Genomic DNA, 18,136 nt, shown 5'->3' with positions numbered 1-18,136 from the left:
CGAACGGGGCGGTGTCGTTCCTGGCGTGGCAGCCGGCGGTTGAAAGACGCTTTTCGACGCTCTGTCAGAGCGCCCGTGCGATCACTTCCTTCATGATCTCGTTGGCTCCGCCATAGATCCGCTGGATGCGGGCGTCGGCATACATGCGTCCGATGAGGTACTCGTTCATGTAGCCGTAGCCGCCGAACAGCTGAAGGCATTCGTCGACGACCTGGCATTGCGCTTCCGTGGTCCACAACTTGACCATCGACGCGGTAACGGTATCCAGGCGACCGGCGACAAAGCTCTCGACGCAGCGGTCGACAAAGGCGCGTGCGACCTTGGCCCGAGTGGCGATCTCGGCCAGCTTGAAGCGCGTGTTCTGGAACTCCGCCAGCGCCTGTCCGAACGCCTTGCGCTCGCGCACATAGTCCAGCGTGGCCTGGTAGGCGCCTTCCATCGCGGCGACAGCGCCCACGCCGATAAGCGTGCGTTCGTAAGGCAGGTCCGACATCAGTTGAAAGAAGCCTTGGCCCTCGCGCCCACCCAGCAGATTGTCGACCGGCACCCGCACGTCGTCAAAGAACAGTTCGGCGGTGTCCTGGGCTTTCAGGCCGATCTTGTCCAGCAGGCGGCTGACGCGGAAGCCGGGACAATCCTTGGTGTCGACGATGAAGATGGATATGCCGCGCGCACCCTGGGACGGATCGGTCTTGGCCACCACCAGCACCACGCCGGCGAGGTAGCCGTTGGAAATGAAGGTCTTCGAACCATGGATGACATAGTCGTCGCCGGCGCGATGGGCGCGCGTGCGAATGCCCTGCAGATCGGAGCCGGCAGCCGGTTCGGTCATGGCAATGGCACCCACACACTCGCCGCGGGCCATCGCCGGCAGGTAACGATGCTTCTGCTCCTCGGTGCCGTGATTGTAGAAATAATGGGCGACGATGCTATGCACCGTGGTGCTCATGCCGGTGAGGCCGCGTTTGCCCATTTCCTCGACCATTACGGCTTCATGGCGGAAGTCGCCGCCACCGCCGCCGTATGCTTCAGGAATGTCCGAGCAGAGCACGCCCAGCTCGCCGGCCTTGTGCCATAGCGCATGCCCCACATGGCCGCGTTTGCGCGCCTCCTCGTCGCCCGGAACCATTTCCTGGACCAGGAAGCGCGCGACGCTCGCGCGATACATGGCAAGATCGTCATCCATCCAGGAAGGGCTGAAATCAATCGACATGACGGTGGATCTCCGGAGAAAGAGCTGTTTCGGGACGAAATTGTTCGGGACGAAGGGTTGTGCCAGGTACGTTACAGCGCCCCGGCATCCTGCAACTGTTTCACCAGTTCCGCGGACACGCCCCAGTCGCGCAGAACCTCGACGCTGTCGGCGCCCCTGGCTGAGGGAGGCGTCGGGGTACCGGCTGGGGTGCGGCTGAAACGCGGGGCTGGTGCTGGTTGCGTGACACCCTCCAGATCGATGAAGGTTCCACGTGCCAGGTTGTGGGGATGGGCGGGGGCCTCGTCCCAGTCCAGCACCGGCGAAAAACAGGCGTCCGACCCTTCCAGCAGATCGCACCATTGCTGGCGGCTGCGGGTCATGAACACGTCTGCCAGGCGTTGCTTGAGCTGTGGCCAGCGGCGCGGGTCCATCTGCGGCTTGGACGCTTCATCATCGATGCCGCAGCGGCGCAGCAGCTCGGCGTAGAACTGCGGCTCGATGGCGCCGATGGCAATGTATTTGCCGTCGGCGCATGCGTAGACATCGTAGAAATGGGCGCCGCTGTCGAGCATGTTCTCGCCGCGCCGGTTGCTCCAGAGGCCGGCAGCCTTGAATCCATACATCATCGCGGAAAGCAGCGCCGCGCCGTCGGTCATGGCGGCATCGACCACTTGGCCCTGGCCGGATTGCCGCGTTTCGAGCAGGGCGGCCAGCACCCCGAAGGCCAACAGCATGGCTCCCCCGCCGAAATCGCCGACGTAGTTCAGCGGCACGGCGGGCGGTTGGCCCTGACGACCGACCGCGTGCAGCGCGCCGCTGATGGCGATGTAGTTGATGTCATGGCCCGCGGCCTTGGCCAGCGGGCCATACTGCCCCCAGCCGGTCATGCGGCCGTATACGAGAGCAGGGCGCCGCGCAAGACAGATCTCAGGCCCCAAACCCAGTTGCTCCATTACGCCGGGACGGAAGCCCTCGATCAATACGTCGGCCTGGTCAATGAGTTGCAGCACTGCCTCGCTGGCGCCTGGCGCCTTGAGGTCGATGGCCACCGATCGGCGTCCGCGCGCCGTCACGTCGGTGCGCATGGGCTGATCGATCGCGGAGGCTTTGCCGGTTGGCCGGTCGATGCGGATGACTTCCGCTCCCATGTCGGCCAGCAGCATGGCGCAGAACGGCGCAGGGCCAAGGCCGACCATTTCGACCACCTTCAAACCCTGCAACGGACCGGCCATGGCGCATCCTCATCTTGCTCGCACTTCCTGCCCAGCCCAGTCGCCAAGTCAGCGGAAGGCAGACGCATGGCGATTATGAAAGCGGTTCGGGCGACGGGTCATCGTCCAAAGCGACGAACTTCCAGGCGTTGCAACCCCTGTCCACGGCGTGACCGCAGCAGTTGTGTGCGCCGACGCGCTGACCGCAGATGCATAGGCGCCGCAGGTGGGCTGCTGCTCGCTGGGACACGCCACCAGATGGCGGCCACAGCCCGCAGCACCCGACCAATATCGTCGTTTCCGACGATGCAAGCGCTCCGGATCCGGCGCAGATTCCGTCCTGTCAGAAAAACGTCGTTTCCGCGTCCGATCGACGTGAAGCGAGGTCTAACGCCATGCTCCCGGCGCGGTTTGTCGGGCGACGGATCCGGATGCGAGGGGTTACAGGCTTGCCCCGCCCTCAGGTACGCCCCAGATATTGCAGGAACTCCATTCATGCTCGGATTGATGCAAGACAGGCCTTTGCTGATTTCGTCGCTGATCGACTACGCGGCGACGTTCCATCCGCACACGGAAATCGTCTCACGCAGCGCGGAAGGCCCGCTGCATAGCACCAATTACAGCGAGGTCAGGCGCAGGGCCAGGCGGATCGCCAATGCCTTGCCGGGTCTGGGGGTTGGCCCGTCGGACCGCACCGCCACCCTGGCGTGGAATACCTGGCGCCACCTGGAGCTTTACTACGGGATCTCCGGTAGCGGCGCCATATTGCACACCGTCAATCCTCGCCTGTTTGCAGAGCAGATCACGTACATCATCAATCACGCCGAAGACAGGGTGTTGTTCTTCGACATCACCTTCAGCGACATGGTCGCGAAGCTCGCTCCCACACTGAAAACGGTCACCCACTACGTAGCCCTCACCGACCGCGACCACATGCCGGCGATCGATGTGCCCAACCTTCTTTGCTACGAGGACCTGCTGGCCGCACAAAGCGACGACTTCGAGTGGCCGGTGTTCGATGAGCGCACCGCGTCCTCGCTGTGCTACACCTCGGGCACCACCGGCAATCCCAAAGGGGTGCTTTATTCGCATCGATCCACGGTGCTGCACTCGATGATGGTCTGCACCAGGGACGGCATGGCATTCGGCGCCCAGACCAGCCTGCTGCTGGTCGTGCCCATGTTCCATGCCAACGGTTGGGGGGCGCCTTATGCGACTGCATTGGCGGGAGCCAAGCTGGTGCTCCCCGGCCCCCGCATGGATGCGGAGAACCTGTACACATTGATGCGCGACGAGGGCGTTACTTTTTCCGTGGGTGTACCCACGGTATGGCTCATGTTCCTGCAGTACCTGGATGAACATCCGGAAATAGACCGCCGCGGGCTCCGGCTGGAAGGCATTGCGGTCGGCGGCTCGGCGTTGCCGGCAGCCGTCATCGAGCGCTTTGATCGGGACTTGGGTGCTCGTGCAGTGCAGTTGTGGGGCATGACCGAAACCAGCCCTCTGGGCGTATCGAATTTCAATTTGCTTCCTCACCATGCGGCGCTTCCGCCAGCTGCTCAGCTGGCGTTGAAGATGAAGCAGGGCCGGGGAGTGTGGGGTGTGGAACTGAAGATCGTCGACGACGCGGGGCAGTCGCTTCCATGGGACGGCACAACTTCCGGCAACCTGATGGTGCGAGGCCCGTGGATCGCCAGCGGCTACTACAAGGGCAAGAGCGAAATACTGGATGCCGAGGGCTACATGCCCACAGGCGATATAGCCACGATCGACCCGGATGGCTACATGCAGCTGGTCGACCGCTCCAAGGACGTGATCAAGTCCGGCGGCGAATGGATCTCGTCGATTGATCTGGAAAACACCGCGGTGTCGCACCCAGGCGTCGCCGAGGCGGCCGTCATTGGCGTCACCCACCCCAAGTGGCAGGAGCGACCGCTGCTGCTGGCCGTTCGCAGCTCGGTCGGCAAGCCGGTGACACGCGAAGAGCTGCTGGCGTTCATGGAGTCGCGTGTCGCCAAGTGGTGGCTGCCGGACGACGTGGTGTTCGTCGAGACGCTTCCGCACACCGCTACCGGCAAGCTGCTCAAGACCAAATTGCGGGAGCAATACAAGAATCACCAACTGGGAACCTGAGGGATCAGATCGATCAGATCCATGCCTTGTGCCGGTCGCGAATCGGCTCGTCCAAAATCAACAAAGGGGAGACACTAGCTATGCCAAAGACCAGGAAAATGTCGCTAATCACCCGCTGCCTCGTCACCGGAGGCATCGGCATGCTGGCATCCGCTCCGGCACTTGCCGGACCGCCTTTGTCCAATATTGAAGGCGTCAGCGGTGGCGGCCTCAATGCAACCGCCGAAATCGCCAATCCGATTGCCAAGCCCGGCGAAGGACTGAATGGATCCTCCGTTGTCGGCATACCGCAAGTTGGCGTGTGGTACGTGAATCTTCCCGACTCCAACCTTACGTGGACCGCCCTGTCGGCTCAGATGTCTTTCTTCAACCGCTTTGAGGTGGGGTTCAGCCAAAGCAACGTGGATGCCAGCAAGGCTACCGGGGCGGGTTCGGTCACTTTCACCACGATCACGGCCAAGTTGCAGGTAATCAAACCCGGGCAGTTTGGCGCATTGACGCCAGCTTTTGCCGTGGGCTACATCAACAAGAATACCGACAACGCCACAATGATCCCCAGCTTCGTTCCCGGTATTGGCGGTACGCGGCTGTACCCGGATGACAGTGGTGGCGATTACTATGCTGCACTCACCGAAACGTTCTACAAGAACGTGGGCCTGCCATTGCCGATTTCTCTCAATGTGGGCATGCGTCGGACCAAGGCTTATCTCATGGGGGTCGAGGGTTTCGGCCAGAAATGGGACAACCCCTATTTCGCTTCCATCGCCATAGGTCTGCCTGCCCCCAAATTCATGTCAGGGCATATGGCTTTGGGTGCCGAATACGCAGACTCCAGCAATGTGGGCTACGACCGTCTCGGACGGCCGATGAAAACTTCGCGGATGTACGACATTACCTTGGCCTGGTTGCCGACACCCAAAGTCACTTTCGTAGCCGCCTATCTTAATACCGGGTCGAAGAATATCTACGACGGACTTAAGGCCGGTCAAAACCCCAGCCAACTGGGGTCTGGTTTTGTGCTCACCGCCCAGTATCAGTTCTGATCCAACAAGTGCAAAGAGGGCATCGAGGCGGTACACCCGTCCTTGAATGTGGAGATCGTCCGTCACCCGAATAATCGCAACACGGGCACTTGGGACGATGTCCAGTTGCCCTTGCTGCCGGAGCCACTCGCTAAAGGCTTTGTCGTGCTGGCCAAACGCTGGGTGGTCGAGCGTACCCATGCGTGGAACGAGCGCGCCCGCCGCCTGATGGCGCACCACGACCGTTCGTCATGGGCACCGGTGGCTTGGGTTTGGCTGGTCGAGGCGCGTATCCTTGCTACCAGACTCGCAAGCTGATTATTTTGTCGACACCCTCTTAGGCCGTGTGAACCACGCCCCAGCCGTCCGTGAGGGCGGAGGACGTCACGAATTGCCGAACCTTGACCTGGTACTTGCGAAACAGGTCGTACCGACCCAGCCGGCGTTGCAGCTGGCCGACGACGATGCCTGGATGCACGTTGAGGCGCTGGGCAAATAGCACAACGCGTTCTTCCTTGAAGAACGGCGCCACCCGGGCCATGAAGCCGGTGATCTCGTCCGGCGACACGCAATAGTTGGCGGCCGCCGTGTTGGCGACGGTTTCCTCTTCACTGACCTGATCGCCGGCGGTGCCGTCGAGATCCTGGTCGAGAATGTAGCCACGGTCCTGACCATGGCGCTGCAGGACGTGCTCCAGCTCGTGACGCAGCACGAACCAGAAGTTGTCGATGCGATCGAGCCGCAACGACAGCGCCACCACCGGCTGGGCGTCGGTCAGCCAGAAGCACGCACCATCAATCTTGGCGCCGGGAATGGGCTCGACCACGACGAAGCGCACCCCGCACTCGGCCAGGATGCGGGCGACGTGACGCGTTTCTTCCGGCGCCGAGAGCAGCGCCGACAGCCGGGGTAGCGCCTGGCGCAGCTGCGCCTCGGCATAGGACGCGATCACCAGTTCCGAGGCAATGCGGCGGGCACGGTATAGCCAAGCCAACTGCAGCATGCTCGGTTGATCCTGCGGATCCGTTTTCTTGGCCGCGTGGCAGAACGGAATCTCAGCCTCCAGGCTGTCGACCCCAAAGAACGTCAGGAACTGCTGTTCGAGCACCTCGATGCTCTTGGTGGCTTCGATCCAACCGCGCCTGATCATTTCGCGCACGGGAAAGCGTTCGTAGAGCTTGGCGCGACGGGCAATCAGCCCGTCCGTGGGGCGAACCTTGGAGAGCTGGTACTGGCTCTCCAGGTTCATCCACAGCTCCGGGCCCGTGCCCAGCGAGTCGCCCAGCTGGATCGCCGTTTCCGGGGTGATCGCCTTCTTGCCGGCGATCAACTCGTTGATCAACCGTACCGGGCGGCCGATGATTTCCGCCAGTTCGGTCTGCGACCAGCCACGCGCTTCCAGCTCCTCGCGAAGGAACTCACCGGGCGGGAAGATTTCGGCAACCGTGTTCATGGACTCATCCTCGGGAAGGGTTAGTGGTAATCGATGATGGAAATGACCACGACCGTCTTGCCGTCGTCGTCCTGCTGTACTCGCAAGGTCAGTCGCCATTGATCGTTCAGCCGCATCGAGCTTTGACCGTCCCGGTCTCCTTTCAACTTTTCGTAATGCAGGGATTTCAGAGCGTAGAACGCGCGTTCGTCCGCCGCCGCACGGATGAGCTGCATCCGTTTTCGGAAGGCTTTGACGATCACGGCGTCGTAGCCGGCCGTGAACCCCGGGTCCGCCTCAAGCCTCTTGAGCGAGGCGTCTTCGAAGTCCACATCCATGGGCAGGCAGCCTAGCGCCCTAAGATGGGTATGTCAATGACCTTATTACACTAAGTGTAATAGAAGGCAATTAAGCGCCAAAGGTGAGCGACACCAGGCGAATCCTTGGCCGCAGCGCGGTTCCGGCCTCGGCGCGGGCGTCCAGCCCCGCAGTGGCTCGGAAACGCCGTTTCGTACTGCCGGCCGGGCCAAATTCACCTTCTGACCGGGTCAGGCGGGATAATCCAACATTACCCCATGTCACTATGGCGCCCAAGCTAGCTGAACTTTAGTTATTGTTTGTTACGTAATTACGTGGTATGTAATACGGTACGTAAAACATGGAGAGCGGCTATGGCGCGAGCGGGCTTGTACAAGACCGAAGTACAGAAGGCGCGCGATAGCCTCATCGCGCAAGGGAAGCATCCGTCGGTGGACGCCGTCCGTGTGGCCCTGGGCAACACCGGCTCAAAAACCACCATCCACCGTTACCTCAAGGAACTGGAAGCAGAGGCCACGACCGCACCGGCCTCCGACATCGTCATCAGCGATGCGCTGCGCACCTTGGTCGCCCAGCTCTCTAAACGCCTTGCCGAGGAGGCCGACACCCGCATCGCCGAGGCCAAAGCCAAGTTCGACGCCGCCGCTCAGAAGGCTGCCGAGGCGCTCGCCCACCAGGAACGCGAGGGTCGGGCGTTGAGCGATCGCCTGCAGCGGACAGAGGCCGTCCTTCAGGAGGAAAAGCGCGCCCATGAGGAGGCGCGGGGGCAACTGCACGAACGGGCCATCGCGATCAGCGCCCTGAAAGAGCGGGCCACGGGCCTGGAGGCGCGACTGGCCGAACAGGCCGTCCACGCCCAGTCGCTGGAGGAGAAACACAGCCAGGCGCGCCAGGCGCTGGAGCATTTCCGGCAGTCGGCCAAGGAGCAGCGGGAAGCCGAAGCTAGGCGCCACGAGCATCAGGTGCAAACCTTGCAGGTGGAACTTCGCCAAGCCAACGAACTGGTGATGGCCAAAAATCATGAGGTCATGCAGCTCAATCGTGACAACGCGCGTCTGACCGAACTGCAGGGGCAAAGCGAGAGCGCGCTGCGAACCTTGCGCCGCGAGCACGACCAGGCTGCACGGACGGCCAAAGAGGTGCCACGGCTAGAGAAGGAAGCCGAGACGTTGGCACAGCAATGCCTTCGGGTCACCAACGAACGCGATCAGCTTCGCGCCGACGTCGAACGCTATGTCGCGGAGCTGGCCGCCGAGCGCCAAGCGCGTTTGGCGGACATCGAAGACCAGCGCCGGCGCGAGGCGCGCCTGAGCGCGATCGAGGAGTTTCTCTGTCAGCTGAAAACCAAAGAGCCGGTCGGCGCGTCGCCTGAGCAGGACTAAGCGACCGGCCAGCACAGGGTGGCCGATCGCTTAGGCTGCACGGCTACATCATGAAGCGACCGCGGTCACCAAAGCCCCGGGGTGCAATCAGGGTCTCGGCTAAGGGCTTAAGCAGGTGCTGACGGCACTCCATCATGGGCCTGCCTCCCGTCTGCAGCCAGACGCCCAGGTTCCTTTCCAGCCACCCGGACGCGAATGCACTGCCATCGCGAAAGCCCTTTGGGCAAAAGCCACCACTCAAGCGCGAATCTATCTGTAGTCAGTCACTTACAAGCGGAATTGCCGCTTTTTGGTCGTATCCCTGCCAACCCTCAGGCCGGCACCGACGGAGACAGCCATGGCAACCCAGCGCAGCGGGACCGTCAACACCGAACGCGTACTCATCACCGGCGCAAGCAGCAGCATCGGTCTGCACCTGGCCCATCGCTTCGCCACCCACGGCCATCCGGTGTGCCTGGCGGCACCAGACGCTACCGAACTGGAAGCCGTCGCTGCGATATCCGCAAGGCGCACGGCGTGGAGGCCATGCCGGTGGCTGCGGATCTGGAGAAGAAGGAAGCCTTCGCCGGGACGAAGCCCACCGCGAGCGTTGCGAACGCGAATCCGCGCCCAAGGAGTGAGGCGCCTCGCCAGGCTCGGGCCGCTCAGCGGCCTGGTGCCGATATCACACTTGCGAATCGCGCTGTGCATCATTGCCGCTCTGGCTGCCGCCTTCGTGGCCTCGTCGGCATCCTCACCGGGTATCTCGTCGGTACGGGCTTGGCCCACCCTCCGCCCCCGCGGTGCCGCCACCTTCGTTGGGTGCATCGCCACTGCTGGTGCGTTCGACCGGATCGCGCGGCACGCCATGGCGGCGTGTGTCGCCGTGGGCACCCAGATCCGCCGCTGCACCGGGCGTGCGGGACGGTGGCATGCCGCCGCGCGAGGCAGGCACGTGTTCGCCGTCGTCGCCGGTGAATCCGTGCGTGGTTCGACCATCGGCTCCATCACCCGTGTCCAATGCCTTGGGGCCGCCCCCGGACGGCACCTGCGCGGTGATGGGATCGGGCGCTGGCTGGCTTCGCGGTGTGCCGCCCTGCCCGCTGCGCGACGGCGGCGCGCCGGTGGGGCGGCTGGCCGAGGTATTCGACGAGGGGCTGTCGTCATGTACGCCATCGCGTGGATCGCGGTCGTGGCGGGGTGATCGGGTCATAGTGGTTCCGGATGAGGCCACATGGGCGCGAGCGGCCATGATCGGGGCGACCGGCTCAACGCGCCGCAGCGATTCGGTGAACGCACTCATCCACGACGCGGCTGCTCGATCACCCGCGGGCTGCGCGGCAGCGGAAGGCGATGCTGATACGCGGGTCGATCACGTGACGATCTTTCGGGATGGCGTGGTCGTAGCTGCGAGCGCCAGTCCATCCCCAGGAGGGTGCGACCTCCAGCGGCAGGCGCATGGTGTGCGTCGTATCAGCGCGATCGGAGCGTCCTCGCTTCGAACGCACGTGCATGAGTCCGTCGACACTGCAGTCGCTTCGGCTGCACGGCTCCGCGTGCCAGATACCGCCTCCACCACGTGGGACGGACCAGCAACATGGCAATGAGAGGAAACGCCGCACATCGTGCCCAGATTTTGCGTCAACGACAGATGCGATCACGCATCGACAGCGCCGAGCGCGAGGGTCGGATTCACCCCACCGACAAGCCGCGCGGACGGGCGCCGCGCCGCAGCGCGCTGGAGGGGGGCGGGAGGCGTCCCGGGAGTTCGTGATCGCGTGCCTCGGGTGTCAGCCCGAGCGCTTCTTCAGGATCGTGATGCTGCCGGAGGTCTCCAGCAGTGCCAGCTCGATCGCCTCGTCGGAGCGGCAGTCGGCGGCGCGCTTGCCCACCTGGAAATCCTCGCAGCTCACATGGCGGCGCACCTGCTCGCGCCAGTCGACGATGCCGTCGCGCACCAGCACGGCGGAACAGTCCTGCAGCGCAGTCCATGCGACGGCCGTTACTCATGGTCGCCACCGGTTGGCAATACGCCTGCTGGCTGGCAACTTTTATAAGGGCTCAGTGGCGCGGGGGGCCAGGCGTCGTCGCCGCCATTGCATCAGGGGCTGCGCCGTCGCGCCGTGCAAGATCACGCTGAGCACCACGGTGGTGACCGCCAGTGAGGTCGCCATGGCCGCGTCGTTCCCATCGAGACCGTGGGTAAGCGCGTACGCCAGGTAGTTGACAGTGCCGATGCCACGCACGCCCAGCCAGCCCATCAGCAGGCGGCGTGGCCGCGGCACGCCCGAGCCGATGGTGGCCAGATAGACCGAGCATGGACGGATCAGTGCGAACAGCAGCAGCGACACGGCGATCGCCTGCAGGCTCCAGTGTCGGGCCAGTGCGGCACTGGTGGCAAACACCAGCGTGGCGGCGAGGATGCGCTCAAGGGTGTCACCAAAGGACAGCGCGTCGGACACCACCAGTCCGATCGATTCGGCGGGCCCTAGCTTGTCGCTCGGCCGGGCCGAACGGTCCACCAGGAACTCGGCCGGTGGATGGCCGCCGTCGTCCTTGGCCTCCTGTCGACCGTCGTTGGCACTAAGGTGCGGGTGCCTCGATACGATCATCAGCTCGGCGCGTCTCAACCCGATGCCGGCTGCACTAGCGGCAAGGAAAATCGACCCAGACAGCCATTCGGCTGCGGCATACGACAACATGACGATTGCCAGGGCAAGGAAGTCACTTGGCGCGGTATCGTTGGTGATGGACTTCATCCAGGTGCCGACCAGGCCCAGGCACAGGCCAATGCCGCCACCAATCACCAGGCCGGCCGGCAGCGACCACAATATGTTGGCTGCGAACCAGCGACCCAGCGCATGCAGGGAAACGCCCTCCGGCTGCTCCAGCATGAGCATGGCGAGGACTAGAAATGGCAGGGCCGCGCCATCGTTGAGACCGGCCTCTGCCGACAGCGCGCCACGCATCGCGTCACGGTCCGCTGCGTCGTCCACCGAGACCATGCTCGCCAACGCCGGATCCGTCGGGGCAATCATCGCGGCGCACAGCAGGGCGAGCGCCCAACTGGTGCCGAAGACCCAGTGCATGGCACAGCAGACGCCGGCAATGCAAAGCAGCATGCCGGGAAACGCCAGCCGCAATGCCGTGCGCCAAGCAATGTGGCGGAAGCCCATCCGCAGGTTCAGGCCACCGATGAACAGCGACACCAACAGCGCCAGCTCGCTCGCCATCGCAAGCCAGTCGGGGTGCTGTGGAAAATCGAGCCACACCTGATCAAGGAACCAGGGGCCGGCGACGATGCCCGCTGCCAGGAACAGCCAGAACGAAGTGATCGGCAGGCGCTTGATCCATCCGGAGGTGAGGCCGGCACCGAGCAGCAATACGCCGCATGCCGCGATCCATGCGGTCACGCTCACTGCCGGCCCTCCGCATCATGCCGGCGCTGGTTTGCGGCCGCAGCCCGCGTGATCATCGGGCCGGCCCGGCGTGCGCAGCGGGCAGCTCGCGCTCGCCCCGCGCCTGCGCCAGCCCGTGACTGAGCTCGGCCCCCATCAACACGATGAGCGAGGCGTAGTAGACCCACATCAGCAACACCACGATGGCGCTGGCCGGACCGTAGGCGCCGCCCACCTTCGAGTGTTCGATATACAGCGTGATGAGGAACTTGCCTCCCATGAACAGCAGCGAAGTCAACAGGCCGCCCCGGACTGCGTCGTGCCAGGCGATGTGGGCATCGGGAAGAAAGCGGTACATCGCGCCGAACGCAATCCACAGCGCCAACGCGGCCACCGTATTCTCCAGCAGCAGCCACCACAGGCTGCCTCTGGGAACCACCAGGCCGATCAATGCGGTCAGCGCGAAGGAGACGATGACCAAGAAGCCCACGCCCACCAGCACGCCGATCGCCCGTGCCCGGGCGAGCAACCAGCCGGTCAGGGCCTTGCCCGGCCGGGGCGTAATGTCCCACACCCGGTTGAGCGTGCTCTGCATCTGCGCGAACACCGCCGAGGCACTGAACAGGGTGATGCCCAATCCAACCAGGCCGAGTAGATGGCCCAGCCGGGGACGCTCCCTCGCGCTGCGGATGACCAGTCGCGCCGCCTCGGCACCGTCGTTCCCGACAATGGCGGCCATGGTCTGCACGAGTTGCTGTTCGAGGCCTGGGCGGATCGCCGACACGCCCCACAGCAACAGCACCAGAACGGGCGCGAAGGAGAACGCCGAATAGAAGGCCAGAGCGGCGGCGCGGGTGAAAAGTTCATCGTCCCAGAATCCGGAGAAGACCTTGCGGACCAGGCGGAGCATCTGCTGCATCGAAGGAATGCCGAACGAAGATCGTGGCGAATTGGGGCGTCACGGTAGCCGGGCCAGGGTTGGCAGAACGTGAGTGATGCCGCCCGCCGTTAGCTGGAGGCGCAAGTTTTCAACCGCTCTGCGAACCGCCTCGAGATCGAGATGTGAGGCTCATTATGGCGTCCTCTTCACGTTGGCTATTTCAGACATAGCTGCGCATGCCTTGAATTTTTCAGACGTCTCGCCGCCGCGTACACCGCCTTGCGGATGGCCACGATGATCGCCACGTGCGCCAGCGAGAACACCACCGCGGCCGGCAGGTGCACCAGCAGGCGTCGCCACGCGCCGGGGCCGGTGATCTTCCAGCGCGATTCGAACCAGCCCACCGCCAGCGCCAGCGCGCCGATCACCAGCGCGCTGCTCAACTCCCACGTGTAGTAGTGCCAGGCCACGGCGTTGGGGTTGTCGCGCTGGCTGATCCACACGTTGGTGCCCAGCCACAGGCCGATGAAGGTCCAGCCGGCGAAATAGAGCATCAGCCACAGCGGGCGGCTGAGCAGGGTCATGCGCACGGAGCGCGGCTCCGGTTGAGCGTCGGCTTGAGGTTGGGAGGAAGTCGACATGGCGCCGCGGCTGGCCGGAAGGTCGCTATTGATAGCGTGGTGCAAGGCGGGGCGCTACCCCTGTTCATTTTCCAGCCAGCTACTGGCGCGATATCCGCGTAGCCTTTCGCGGCTGCATCCTCTGGCTTGAACTCCCATGACTGATCACACCGACGCCCCGCACTCGCGGGCGGCGATTCCGCTTGCGCCTTCGCTCGACGCCACGTTGGCGCAGGCGCACCTGCCGCGCCAGTTCCGTCCGCTGGATCGCCGCGTGCTCGGCATCACGCTGGCCGCGATGGTGCTCGGCGCGCTCGTTGCCGGTGTTGCGTGGCTGCTCACCGCGCTGATCGGGCTGATCACCAACCTGTCGTTCTACGGTCGCTGGGACACCTCTTTGAGCAGCCCGGCCGGCCATCACCTGGGCCTGTGGGTGATCGCGGTGCCGGTGATCGGCGGGCTGATCGTGGGCGTGATGGCGCGCTGGGGCTCGCGTGCGATCCGCGGCCACGGCATTCCCGAGGCGATGGAGCAGATTCTGCTCAACGAGAGCCGCATCCCTCCGCGCATGACCTGGCTCAAGCCGGTGTCGTCCGCCATCGCCATCGGCACCGGCGGCCCGTTCGGCGCCGAGGGTCCGATCATCGCCACCGGTGGCGCGCTGGGCTCGCTGATCGGCCAGCTCGCCCACGTCACCGCGGATGAACGCAAGACGCTGCTCGCTGCCGGTGCCGCCGCGGGCATGGCGGCGGTGTTCTCGGCGCCGGTGTCGGCGGTGCTGCTGTCGATCGAGCTGCTGCTGTTCGAGCGCCGCGCCCGCTCGCTGATTCCGGTGGCGCTCGCGGCCTTCGTCGGCACCGGCGTGCGTTACCTGCTGGAAGGCAACGCGCCGATGTTCCCGATGCCGGACCTCGCCAGCGCGTCACCCTCGGCGCTGGCGGTGTACGTGCTGCTGGGCTTGATCGTGGGCGTGGTCAGCGTGGGTGTCACCAGGCTCACCTACGCCATCGAGGACGGCTTCGAGAAGCTGCCGATCCACTGGATGTGGTGGCCGGCCATCGGCGGCCTCGCGGTGGGCGTCATTGGGTATTTCCAGCCGCTCACGCTGGGCGTGGGCTACGCCAACATCACCGCGGCGATCAGCGGGCAGATCGGGCTGGTGGGGCTGCTCACGCTGTGCATCGCCAAGCTGGCCTCGTGGTCGATCGCGCTGGGCAGCGGCACCTCCGGCGGCACGCTGGCGCCGCTGTTCACCATCGGCAGCACGCTGGGCGGCGCGATGGGGCTGCTGATCGCCACCACGCTGCCGGCGCTGCACGTCGATCCGCGCCTCGCTGCGCTGGTGTGCATGGCGGCGGTCTTTGCCGGCGCCTCACGCGCGTTCCTCACCTCGGTGGTGTTCGCCTTCGAGACCACCCAGCAACCGCACGGCCTGCTGCCGCTGCTCGGCGGCTGCGCGGCGGCGTATCTCGTCTCCGGCCTGATAATGCGCAATACGATCATGACCGAGAAGATCGTGCGCCGCGGCGTGCGCGTGCCGTCCGACTACAGCGCCGATGCGCTGGATCAGATCCTGGTGCGCGACGCCTGCAGTCGCGAGGTGGTCTCGCTGGCGGCCGACCAGCGCATGGGCGAACTGCGCGCGTGGCTGGCCAGCGCCGGTGATGTGGCGAAGCACCAGGGCTTCCCCGTGCTCGACGCGTCCGGCAAGCCGCTCGGCGTGCTCACCCGCCGCACCTTGTTCGACGCCAGCGTGCCCGATGACGCCACGGTCGGCAGCCTCGTCCGCCGTCCGCCGCTGGCCGTGCACGAGGATCACACCCTGCGCGAAGCGGCCGACCACATGGTGGAGGCGGATGTCGGCCGGTTGATCGTGCTGGGCAAGGGCGACAGTGCGCGGATGGTCGGCATGCTTACCCGTGGCGATCTGCTGAAGGCGCACGCGCAAAGGCTGCGCGAGGCGCGGCAGGTGTCGCGGCATCTGGGGAGGGTGAAGTAGGGCAGGGTGCCGATCACCTGCAGAGGACGCGCTGCGTTATCGTCAGGTGTCAAGTCCCATCAAACACAGGAGAAGTGGATCAATGCACAGAATGGCGACACGGAATCTCCGGGCAGGGAATCAAGAACTCCGACTTTGCGCTGTTGACCGATCGCGTGCTGCGTGCGCAGAAGAAGCCACAGCGCTACGGCACGCAGTTCGTTGCCGACCCAGCGCATCCTGGCAAGGTGGTGATGGCACCGGTGGAAGACCCGGCACATCTCGATGAGCGACGTGCCGAGGCGGGGCTGATGCCGATCAGCGACTACCGGTGCGTGATGGAGGTGGTTTACGCAATCGCACCGACGGGCTGAGTGCTGAGCAGTGGAGTAGGGCGCCAGCGAAGAGCGCCCCCTCACCCCGGCCCTCTCCCCCGGCGGAGCCAGGGGAGAGGGAGTTCCGGCGTACGGCTTCTGGCTCGTTTGATGACCACGCCATAGATGGGCATAGATGGGGTGGAGCGGAAAACGTCAGGAAGCCGTGTTTGGTTCCCTCTCCCCTGGCTCCGCCGGGGGAGAGGGCCGGGGTGAGGGGGCGCTTTGCTTCCGATTAGTCGAACGCCAGGGCCACTCCGCCGCCAGATATCACCAGACCAGATCGTCCGGCACCGGGAACTGGCTGTAGTAGGCGTCGTCGTCAGTGGCCGGCGTGGCATCGGCCGCAGGCTGGGCGTGGTCGAGCACGATCATCGCGGGATCCCGCTCGCGGATCTTCTCCGCCGCGGCGCGCGGCAGCAGTTCGTAGCGGTCGTCCAGCGCGGCGATCACCAGCGCACCGCTGGCCAGTTGGCTGCGCAGGGACTCGTTCACCAGCACGCTGCGGATGGCGTTGGCGTGAATGAAGCGGTAATCGATCTCGCCGCTGCGCTTGACCTTGTGGGTATCGATGATCTGGCGCACCTGCGCGCGCAGCTCGACGGCGCGGGCCTGTGCGTTGCGTTCGGCGGCCAGCGCACGATCGCGTTCGGCGCGCTCGGCCTGCAGGCGTGCGGTGTCGATGGCGTCCTCGCGCGGCGGAGCAGGGGGCGTCTTGCCCAGTTTCTGCCTGTTCTGTTCGCGCGCGACCTGGTTGACCTTGGCCTTGTCGACCAGGCCGGCCTTGAGCAACTGGTCCTGCAGGGGATTGCGCATGCGCTGTCGTTCGTCCGGAAAACGCCCGATTGTAGCCCCGGTCCGGCGCGGGACTAGACTTCAGCGATGCCTGGCGCCGCTCCCGCTGCCTTCCGCACATCCTCCGCTTCGCTGCCGGTTGGCGAGGCCTTGCATGGTTTGATGCTGGCGCAGTGCCGGCAGGTCGATCGCGCGCTGGGCGACGTCCGTTGGCGGCATGCGGGCATCCATCGGGCGCGCAAGGGCATCCGCGCCCTGCGCGCAGCGCTGGGCCTGCATGTATGAGGCGCGCGCACCGGTGTTGTCAGCCGCGCGCAAACCTCCGACCCTGTGGACACCTTTCCTGTTGTGCGAGCCGTCGCCGCCGTGATGAACCGACGCAGCCTGCTGCTCCATGCCGTCGCCGGCACGCTCGGCGCGCTGGTGGTGTTCCTCAGCGGTGCGTGGGGCACGCTGGCGCTGTGGTATCAGTTGCCCGGCGGCAAGGTGGTGCGCGCGACCGGCAGCGTGCTGTGGGCGCTGCTGGTGCTGGGCCTGGCGGCGCTGGCGATCGTCTGGCAGGCGTGGTGGCCGATCGGCGCCTATGCGTTGTGCACGGTGCTGCTGATGGCGTGGTGGAGGTCGATCCGCCCCTCGAACAACCGCCTCTGGGCCGACGACGTGGCCCGCCTGCTCAGCGGCCAGGTGCACGGCAATCTTGTCACCCTGCACAACGTGCGCGACTTCGACTGGCGCAGCGACAGCGACTACGACGTGCGCTGGGAAACCCGCGACTACGACCTGGATCGTCTCGTCTCCGCCGACGCCATCCTGTCGTACTGGGGCAGTCGCGCGATCGCCCACGCGATGATTTCCTTCGGCTTCGACGACGGCCGGCACGTGGTGTTCTCGGTGGAGATCCGCAAGAAGAAGGGCGAGGCATTCTCCGAGATCGGCGGCTTCTTCAAGCAGTTCGAGATGGTGCTGGTGGCCGCCGACGAGCGCGATATCGTGCGGGTGCGCACCAACGTGCGCGGGGAGGACGACTACCTGTATCCGATGACGCTGGAGCGCAGCACCATGCGCGCGCTGTTCCTTTCCTACGTTGATGCCGCCAACACGCTGGCAGCGCGGCCGGCGTTCTACAACACCATCACTTCGAACTGCACCACGCTGGTCTATCGCATGGCGCGCCAGCTCAACCCCGGCCTGCCGATGGACCTGCGCCTGCTGCTCACCGGCTATCTGCAGGGTTACCTGCGCGACAACGGCGCCATCGACGCGAGCGAGCCGGTCGAGGTGCAGCGTGCGCGTGCGCGCATCGCCGAAAAGGCGCAACGCAGTGGTCCGGGCGATGATTTCTCCCGCGCGATCCGCGCGCCGCAGTGACCGGGCACGCCATGCAGACCCTCCCGCAGACTGTTGCCAGCATGGCCGACT

The 18,136-nt window shown here is 65.0% G+C and carries 17 protein-coding genes and 1 pseudogene; 8 read left to right on the top strand and 10 right to left on the bottom strand.

Going from position 1 to position 18,136, the window contains the following annotated elements; translation table 11 throughout:
- Window positions 1–64 precede the first annotated feature (64 nt).
- Together ACO2Q2_RS09900 and ACO2Q2_RS09895 are read right to left on the bottom strand one after the other, a co-directional pair.
- A complete protein-coding gene (locus tag ACO2Q2_RS09900) occupies window positions 65–1,213 on the bottom strand; it encodes an acyl-CoA dehydrogenase family protein (RefSeq protein ID WP_423255602.1) in 1,149 nt (382 codons plus the stop codon).
- A gap of 71 nt (window positions 1,214–1,284) precedes the next feature.
- A complete protein-coding gene (locus tag ACO2Q2_RS09895; RefSeq protein ID WP_423255601.1) occupies window positions 1,285–2,427 on the bottom strand; it encodes a CaiB/BaiF CoA transferase family protein in 1,143 nt (380 codons plus the stop codon).
- 474 nt (window positions 2,428–2,901) lie between these two features.
- Between ACO2Q2_RS09895 and ACO2Q2_RS09890 the strand changes: the two genes are divergently transcribed.
- The 3 genes and pseudogenes from ACO2Q2_RS09890 to ACO2Q2_RS09880 form a co-directional block, all read left to right on the top strand.
- The gene (locus ACO2Q2_RS09890; RefSeq protein ID WP_423255600.1) at window positions 2,902–4,539 is read left to right on the top strand and encodes a long-chain-fatty-acid--CoA ligase; all 1,638 of its coding nucleotides are present in this window, start codon (window positions 2,902–2,904) and stop codon (window positions 4,537–4,539) included.
- A 98-nt stretch (window positions 4,540–4,637) separates the two neighbouring features.
- Complete coding sequence (locus tag ACO2Q2_RS09885) at window positions 4,638–5,582, top strand: DUF3034 family protein (protein ID WP_423255599.1); 945 nt, start codon at window positions 4,638–4,640, stop codon at window positions 5,580–5,582.
- A gap of 129 nt (window positions 5,583–5,711) precedes the next feature.
- A pseudogene (locus ACO2Q2_RS09880) lies at window positions 5,712–5,879 on the top strand (IS5/IS1182 family transposase); the annotation flags it as partial.
- 19 nt (window positions 5,880–5,898) lie between these two features.
- Here the strand turns inward: ACO2Q2_RS09880 and ACO2Q2_RS09875 are convergent.
- Window positions 5,899–7,014: a HigA family addiction module antitoxin gene (locus ACO2Q2_RS09875; RefSeq protein WP_423255598.1), complete on the bottom strand. Its 1,116-nt coding sequence runs from the start codon at window positions 7,012–7,014 to the stop codon at window positions 5,899–5,901.
- A gap of 20 nt (window positions 7,015–7,034) precedes the next feature.
- Window positions 7,035–7,331, bottom strand: coding sequence for a type II toxin-antitoxin system RelE/ParE family toxin (locus ACO2Q2_RS09870; protein ID WP_423255597.1), 297 nt, complete (start codon window positions 7,329–7,331; stop codon window positions 7,035–7,037).
- 348 nt (window positions 7,332–7,679) lie between these two features.
- On the opposite strand from ACO2Q2_RS09870, the gene ACO2Q2_RS09865 reads away from it, so the two are divergent.
- A complete protein-coding gene (locus tag ACO2Q2_RS09865; RefSeq protein ID WP_369488112.1) occupies window positions 7,680–8,693 on the top strand; it encodes a DNA-binding protein in 1,014 nt (337 codons plus the stop codon).
- A 733-nt stretch (window positions 8,694–9,426) separates the two neighbouring features.
- On the opposite strand, the gene ACO2Q2_RS09860 is transcribed toward ACO2Q2_RS09865, so the two are convergent.
- The 5 genes from ACO2Q2_RS09860 to ACO2Q2_RS09840 form a co-directional block, all read right to left on the bottom strand.
- Window positions 9,427–9,885: a hypothetical protein gene (locus ACO2Q2_RS09860; RefSeq protein WP_423255596.1), complete on the bottom strand. Its 459-nt coding sequence runs from the start codon at window positions 9,883–9,885 to the stop codon at window positions 9,427–9,429.
- A gap of 577 nt (window positions 9,886–10,462) precedes the next feature.
- Complete coding sequence (locus ACO2Q2_RS09855) at window positions 10,463–10,654, bottom strand: YetF domain-containing protein (RefSeq protein ID WP_423255651.1); 192 nt, start codon at window positions 10,652–10,654, stop codon at window positions 10,463–10,465.
- A 69-nt stretch (window positions 10,655–10,723) separates the two neighbouring features.
- On the bottom strand, window positions 10,724–12,085 hold the full coding sequence (locus tag ACO2Q2_RS09850; RefSeq protein WP_423255595.1) for a cation:proton antiporter: 1,362 nt from the start codon (window positions 12,083–12,085) through the stop codon (window positions 10,724–10,726).
- A 58-nt stretch (window positions 12,086–12,143) separates the two neighbouring features.
- Window positions 12,144–12,989 carry a YihY/virulence factor BrkB family protein gene (locus ACO2Q2_RS09845; protein ID WP_423255594.1) on the bottom strand — a complete coding sequence of 282 codons (846 nt, stop codon included), beginning with the start codon at window positions 12,987–12,989 and terminating at the stop codon, window positions 12,144–12,146.
- A 176-nt stretch (window positions 12,990–13,165) separates the two neighbouring features.
- Window positions 13,166–13,540 (bottom strand): hypothetical protein, encoded by a 375-nt coding sequence (locus tag ACO2Q2_RS09840; RefSeq protein ID WP_423255593.1) that lies wholly within the window; start codon window positions 13,538–13,540, stop codon window positions 13,166–13,168.
- Window positions 13,541–13,727: 187 nt separating this feature from the next.
- On the opposite strand from ACO2Q2_RS09840, the gene ACO2Q2_RS09835 reads away from it, so the two are divergent.
- Both ACO2Q2_RS09835 and ACO2Q2_RS09830 read left to right on the top strand, forming a co-directional pair.
- Window positions 13,728–15,569 (top strand): chloride channel protein, encoded by a 1,842-nt coding sequence (locus tag ACO2Q2_RS09835; protein WP_423255592.1) that lies wholly within the window; start codon window positions 13,728–13,730, stop codon window positions 15,567–15,569.
- Window positions 15,570–15,643: 74 nt separating this feature from the next.
- Window positions 15,644–15,922 (top strand): DUF6624 domain-containing protein, encoded by a 279-nt coding sequence (locus ACO2Q2_RS09830; protein WP_423255591.1) that lies wholly within the window; start codon window positions 15,644–15,646, stop codon window positions 15,920–15,922.
- A 270-nt stretch (window positions 15,923–16,192) separates the two neighbouring features.
- On the opposite strand, the gene ACO2Q2_RS09825 is transcribed toward ACO2Q2_RS09830, so the two are convergent.
- Window positions 16,193–16,738, bottom strand: a complete 546-nt coding sequence (locus tag ACO2Q2_RS09825; protein ID WP_423255590.1) for a DUF2058 domain-containing protein — start codon at window positions 16,736–16,738, stop codon at window positions 16,193–16,195.
- Between the two features lie 129 nt (window positions 16,739–16,867).
- On the opposite strand from ACO2Q2_RS09825, the gene ACO2Q2_RS09820 reads away from it, so the two are divergent.
- Window positions 16,868–17,002, top strand: coding sequence for a hypothetical protein (locus tag ACO2Q2_RS09820; protein WP_423255589.1), 135 nt, complete (start codon window positions 16,868–16,870; stop codon window positions 17,000–17,002).
- 84 nt (window positions 17,003–17,086) lie between these two features.
- Window positions 17,087–18,085, top strand: a complete 999-nt coding sequence (locus ACO2Q2_RS09815) for a DUF4105 domain-containing protein (RefSeq protein ID WP_423255588.1) — start codon at window positions 17,087–17,089, stop codon at window positions 18,083–18,085.
- The last annotated feature ends 51 nt before the right edge of the window (window positions 18,086–18,136 follow it).

The sequence above is a fragment of the Dyella sp. KRB-257 genome (assembly GCF_049445995.1).
Taxonomy (GTDB): Bacteria; Pseudomonadota; Gammaproteobacteria; order Xanthomonadales; family Rhodanobacteraceae; genus Dyella_A.
Note: the sequence above shows the minus strand (reverse complement) of the source record. Positions and strands in the feature narration are given on the sequence as shown.

Excerpts from the sequence above, each read along its gene's own strand:
- ACO2Q2_RS09900 (WP_423255602.1), bottom strand. The coding sequence starts at position 1,213 with ATGTCGATTGATTTCAGCCCTTCCTGGATGGATGACGATCTTGCCATG.
- ACO2Q2_RS09895 (WP_423255601.1), bottom strand. The coding sequence starts at position 2,427 with ATGGCCGGTCCGTTGCAGGGTTTGAAGGTGGTCGAAATGGTCGGCCTT.
- ACO2Q2_RS09890 (WP_423255600.1), top strand. The coding sequence starts at position 2,902 with ATGCTCGGATTGATGCAAGACAGGCCTTTGCTGATTTCGTCGCTGATC.
- ACO2Q2_RS09885 (WP_423255599.1), top strand. The coding sequence starts at position 4,638 with ATGTCGCTAATCACCCGCTGCCTCGTCACCGGAGGCATCGGCATGCTG.
- ACO2Q2_RS09875 (WP_423255598.1), bottom strand. The coding sequence starts at position 7,014 with ATGAACACGGTTGCCGAAATCTTCCCGCCCGGTGAGTTCCTTCGCGAG.
- ACO2Q2_RS09870 (WP_423255597.1), bottom strand. The coding sequence starts at position 7,331 with ATGGATGTGGACTTCGAAGACGCCTCGCTCAAGAGGCTTGAGGCGGAC.
- ACO2Q2_RS09860 (WP_423255596.1), bottom strand. The coding sequence starts at position 9,885 with ATGACCCGATCACCCCGCCACGACCGCGATCCACGCGATGGCGTACAT.
- ACO2Q2_RS09845 (WP_423255594.1), bottom strand. The coding sequence starts at position 12,989 with ATGCAGCAGATGCTCCGCCTGGTCCGCAAGGTCTTCTCCGGATTCTGG.
- ACO2Q2_RS09835 (WP_423255592.1), top strand. The coding sequence starts at position 13,728 with ATGACTGATCACACCGACGCCCCGCACTCGCGGGCGGCGATTCCGCTT.
- ACO2Q2_RS09825 (WP_423255590.1), bottom strand. The coding sequence starts at position 16,738 with ATGCGCAATCCCCTGCAGGACCAGTTGCTCAAGGCCGGCCTGGTCGAC.
- ACO2Q2_RS09815 (WP_423255588.1), top strand. The coding sequence starts at position 17,087 with ATGAACCGACGCAGCCTGCTGCTCCATGCCGTCGCCGGCACGCTCGGC.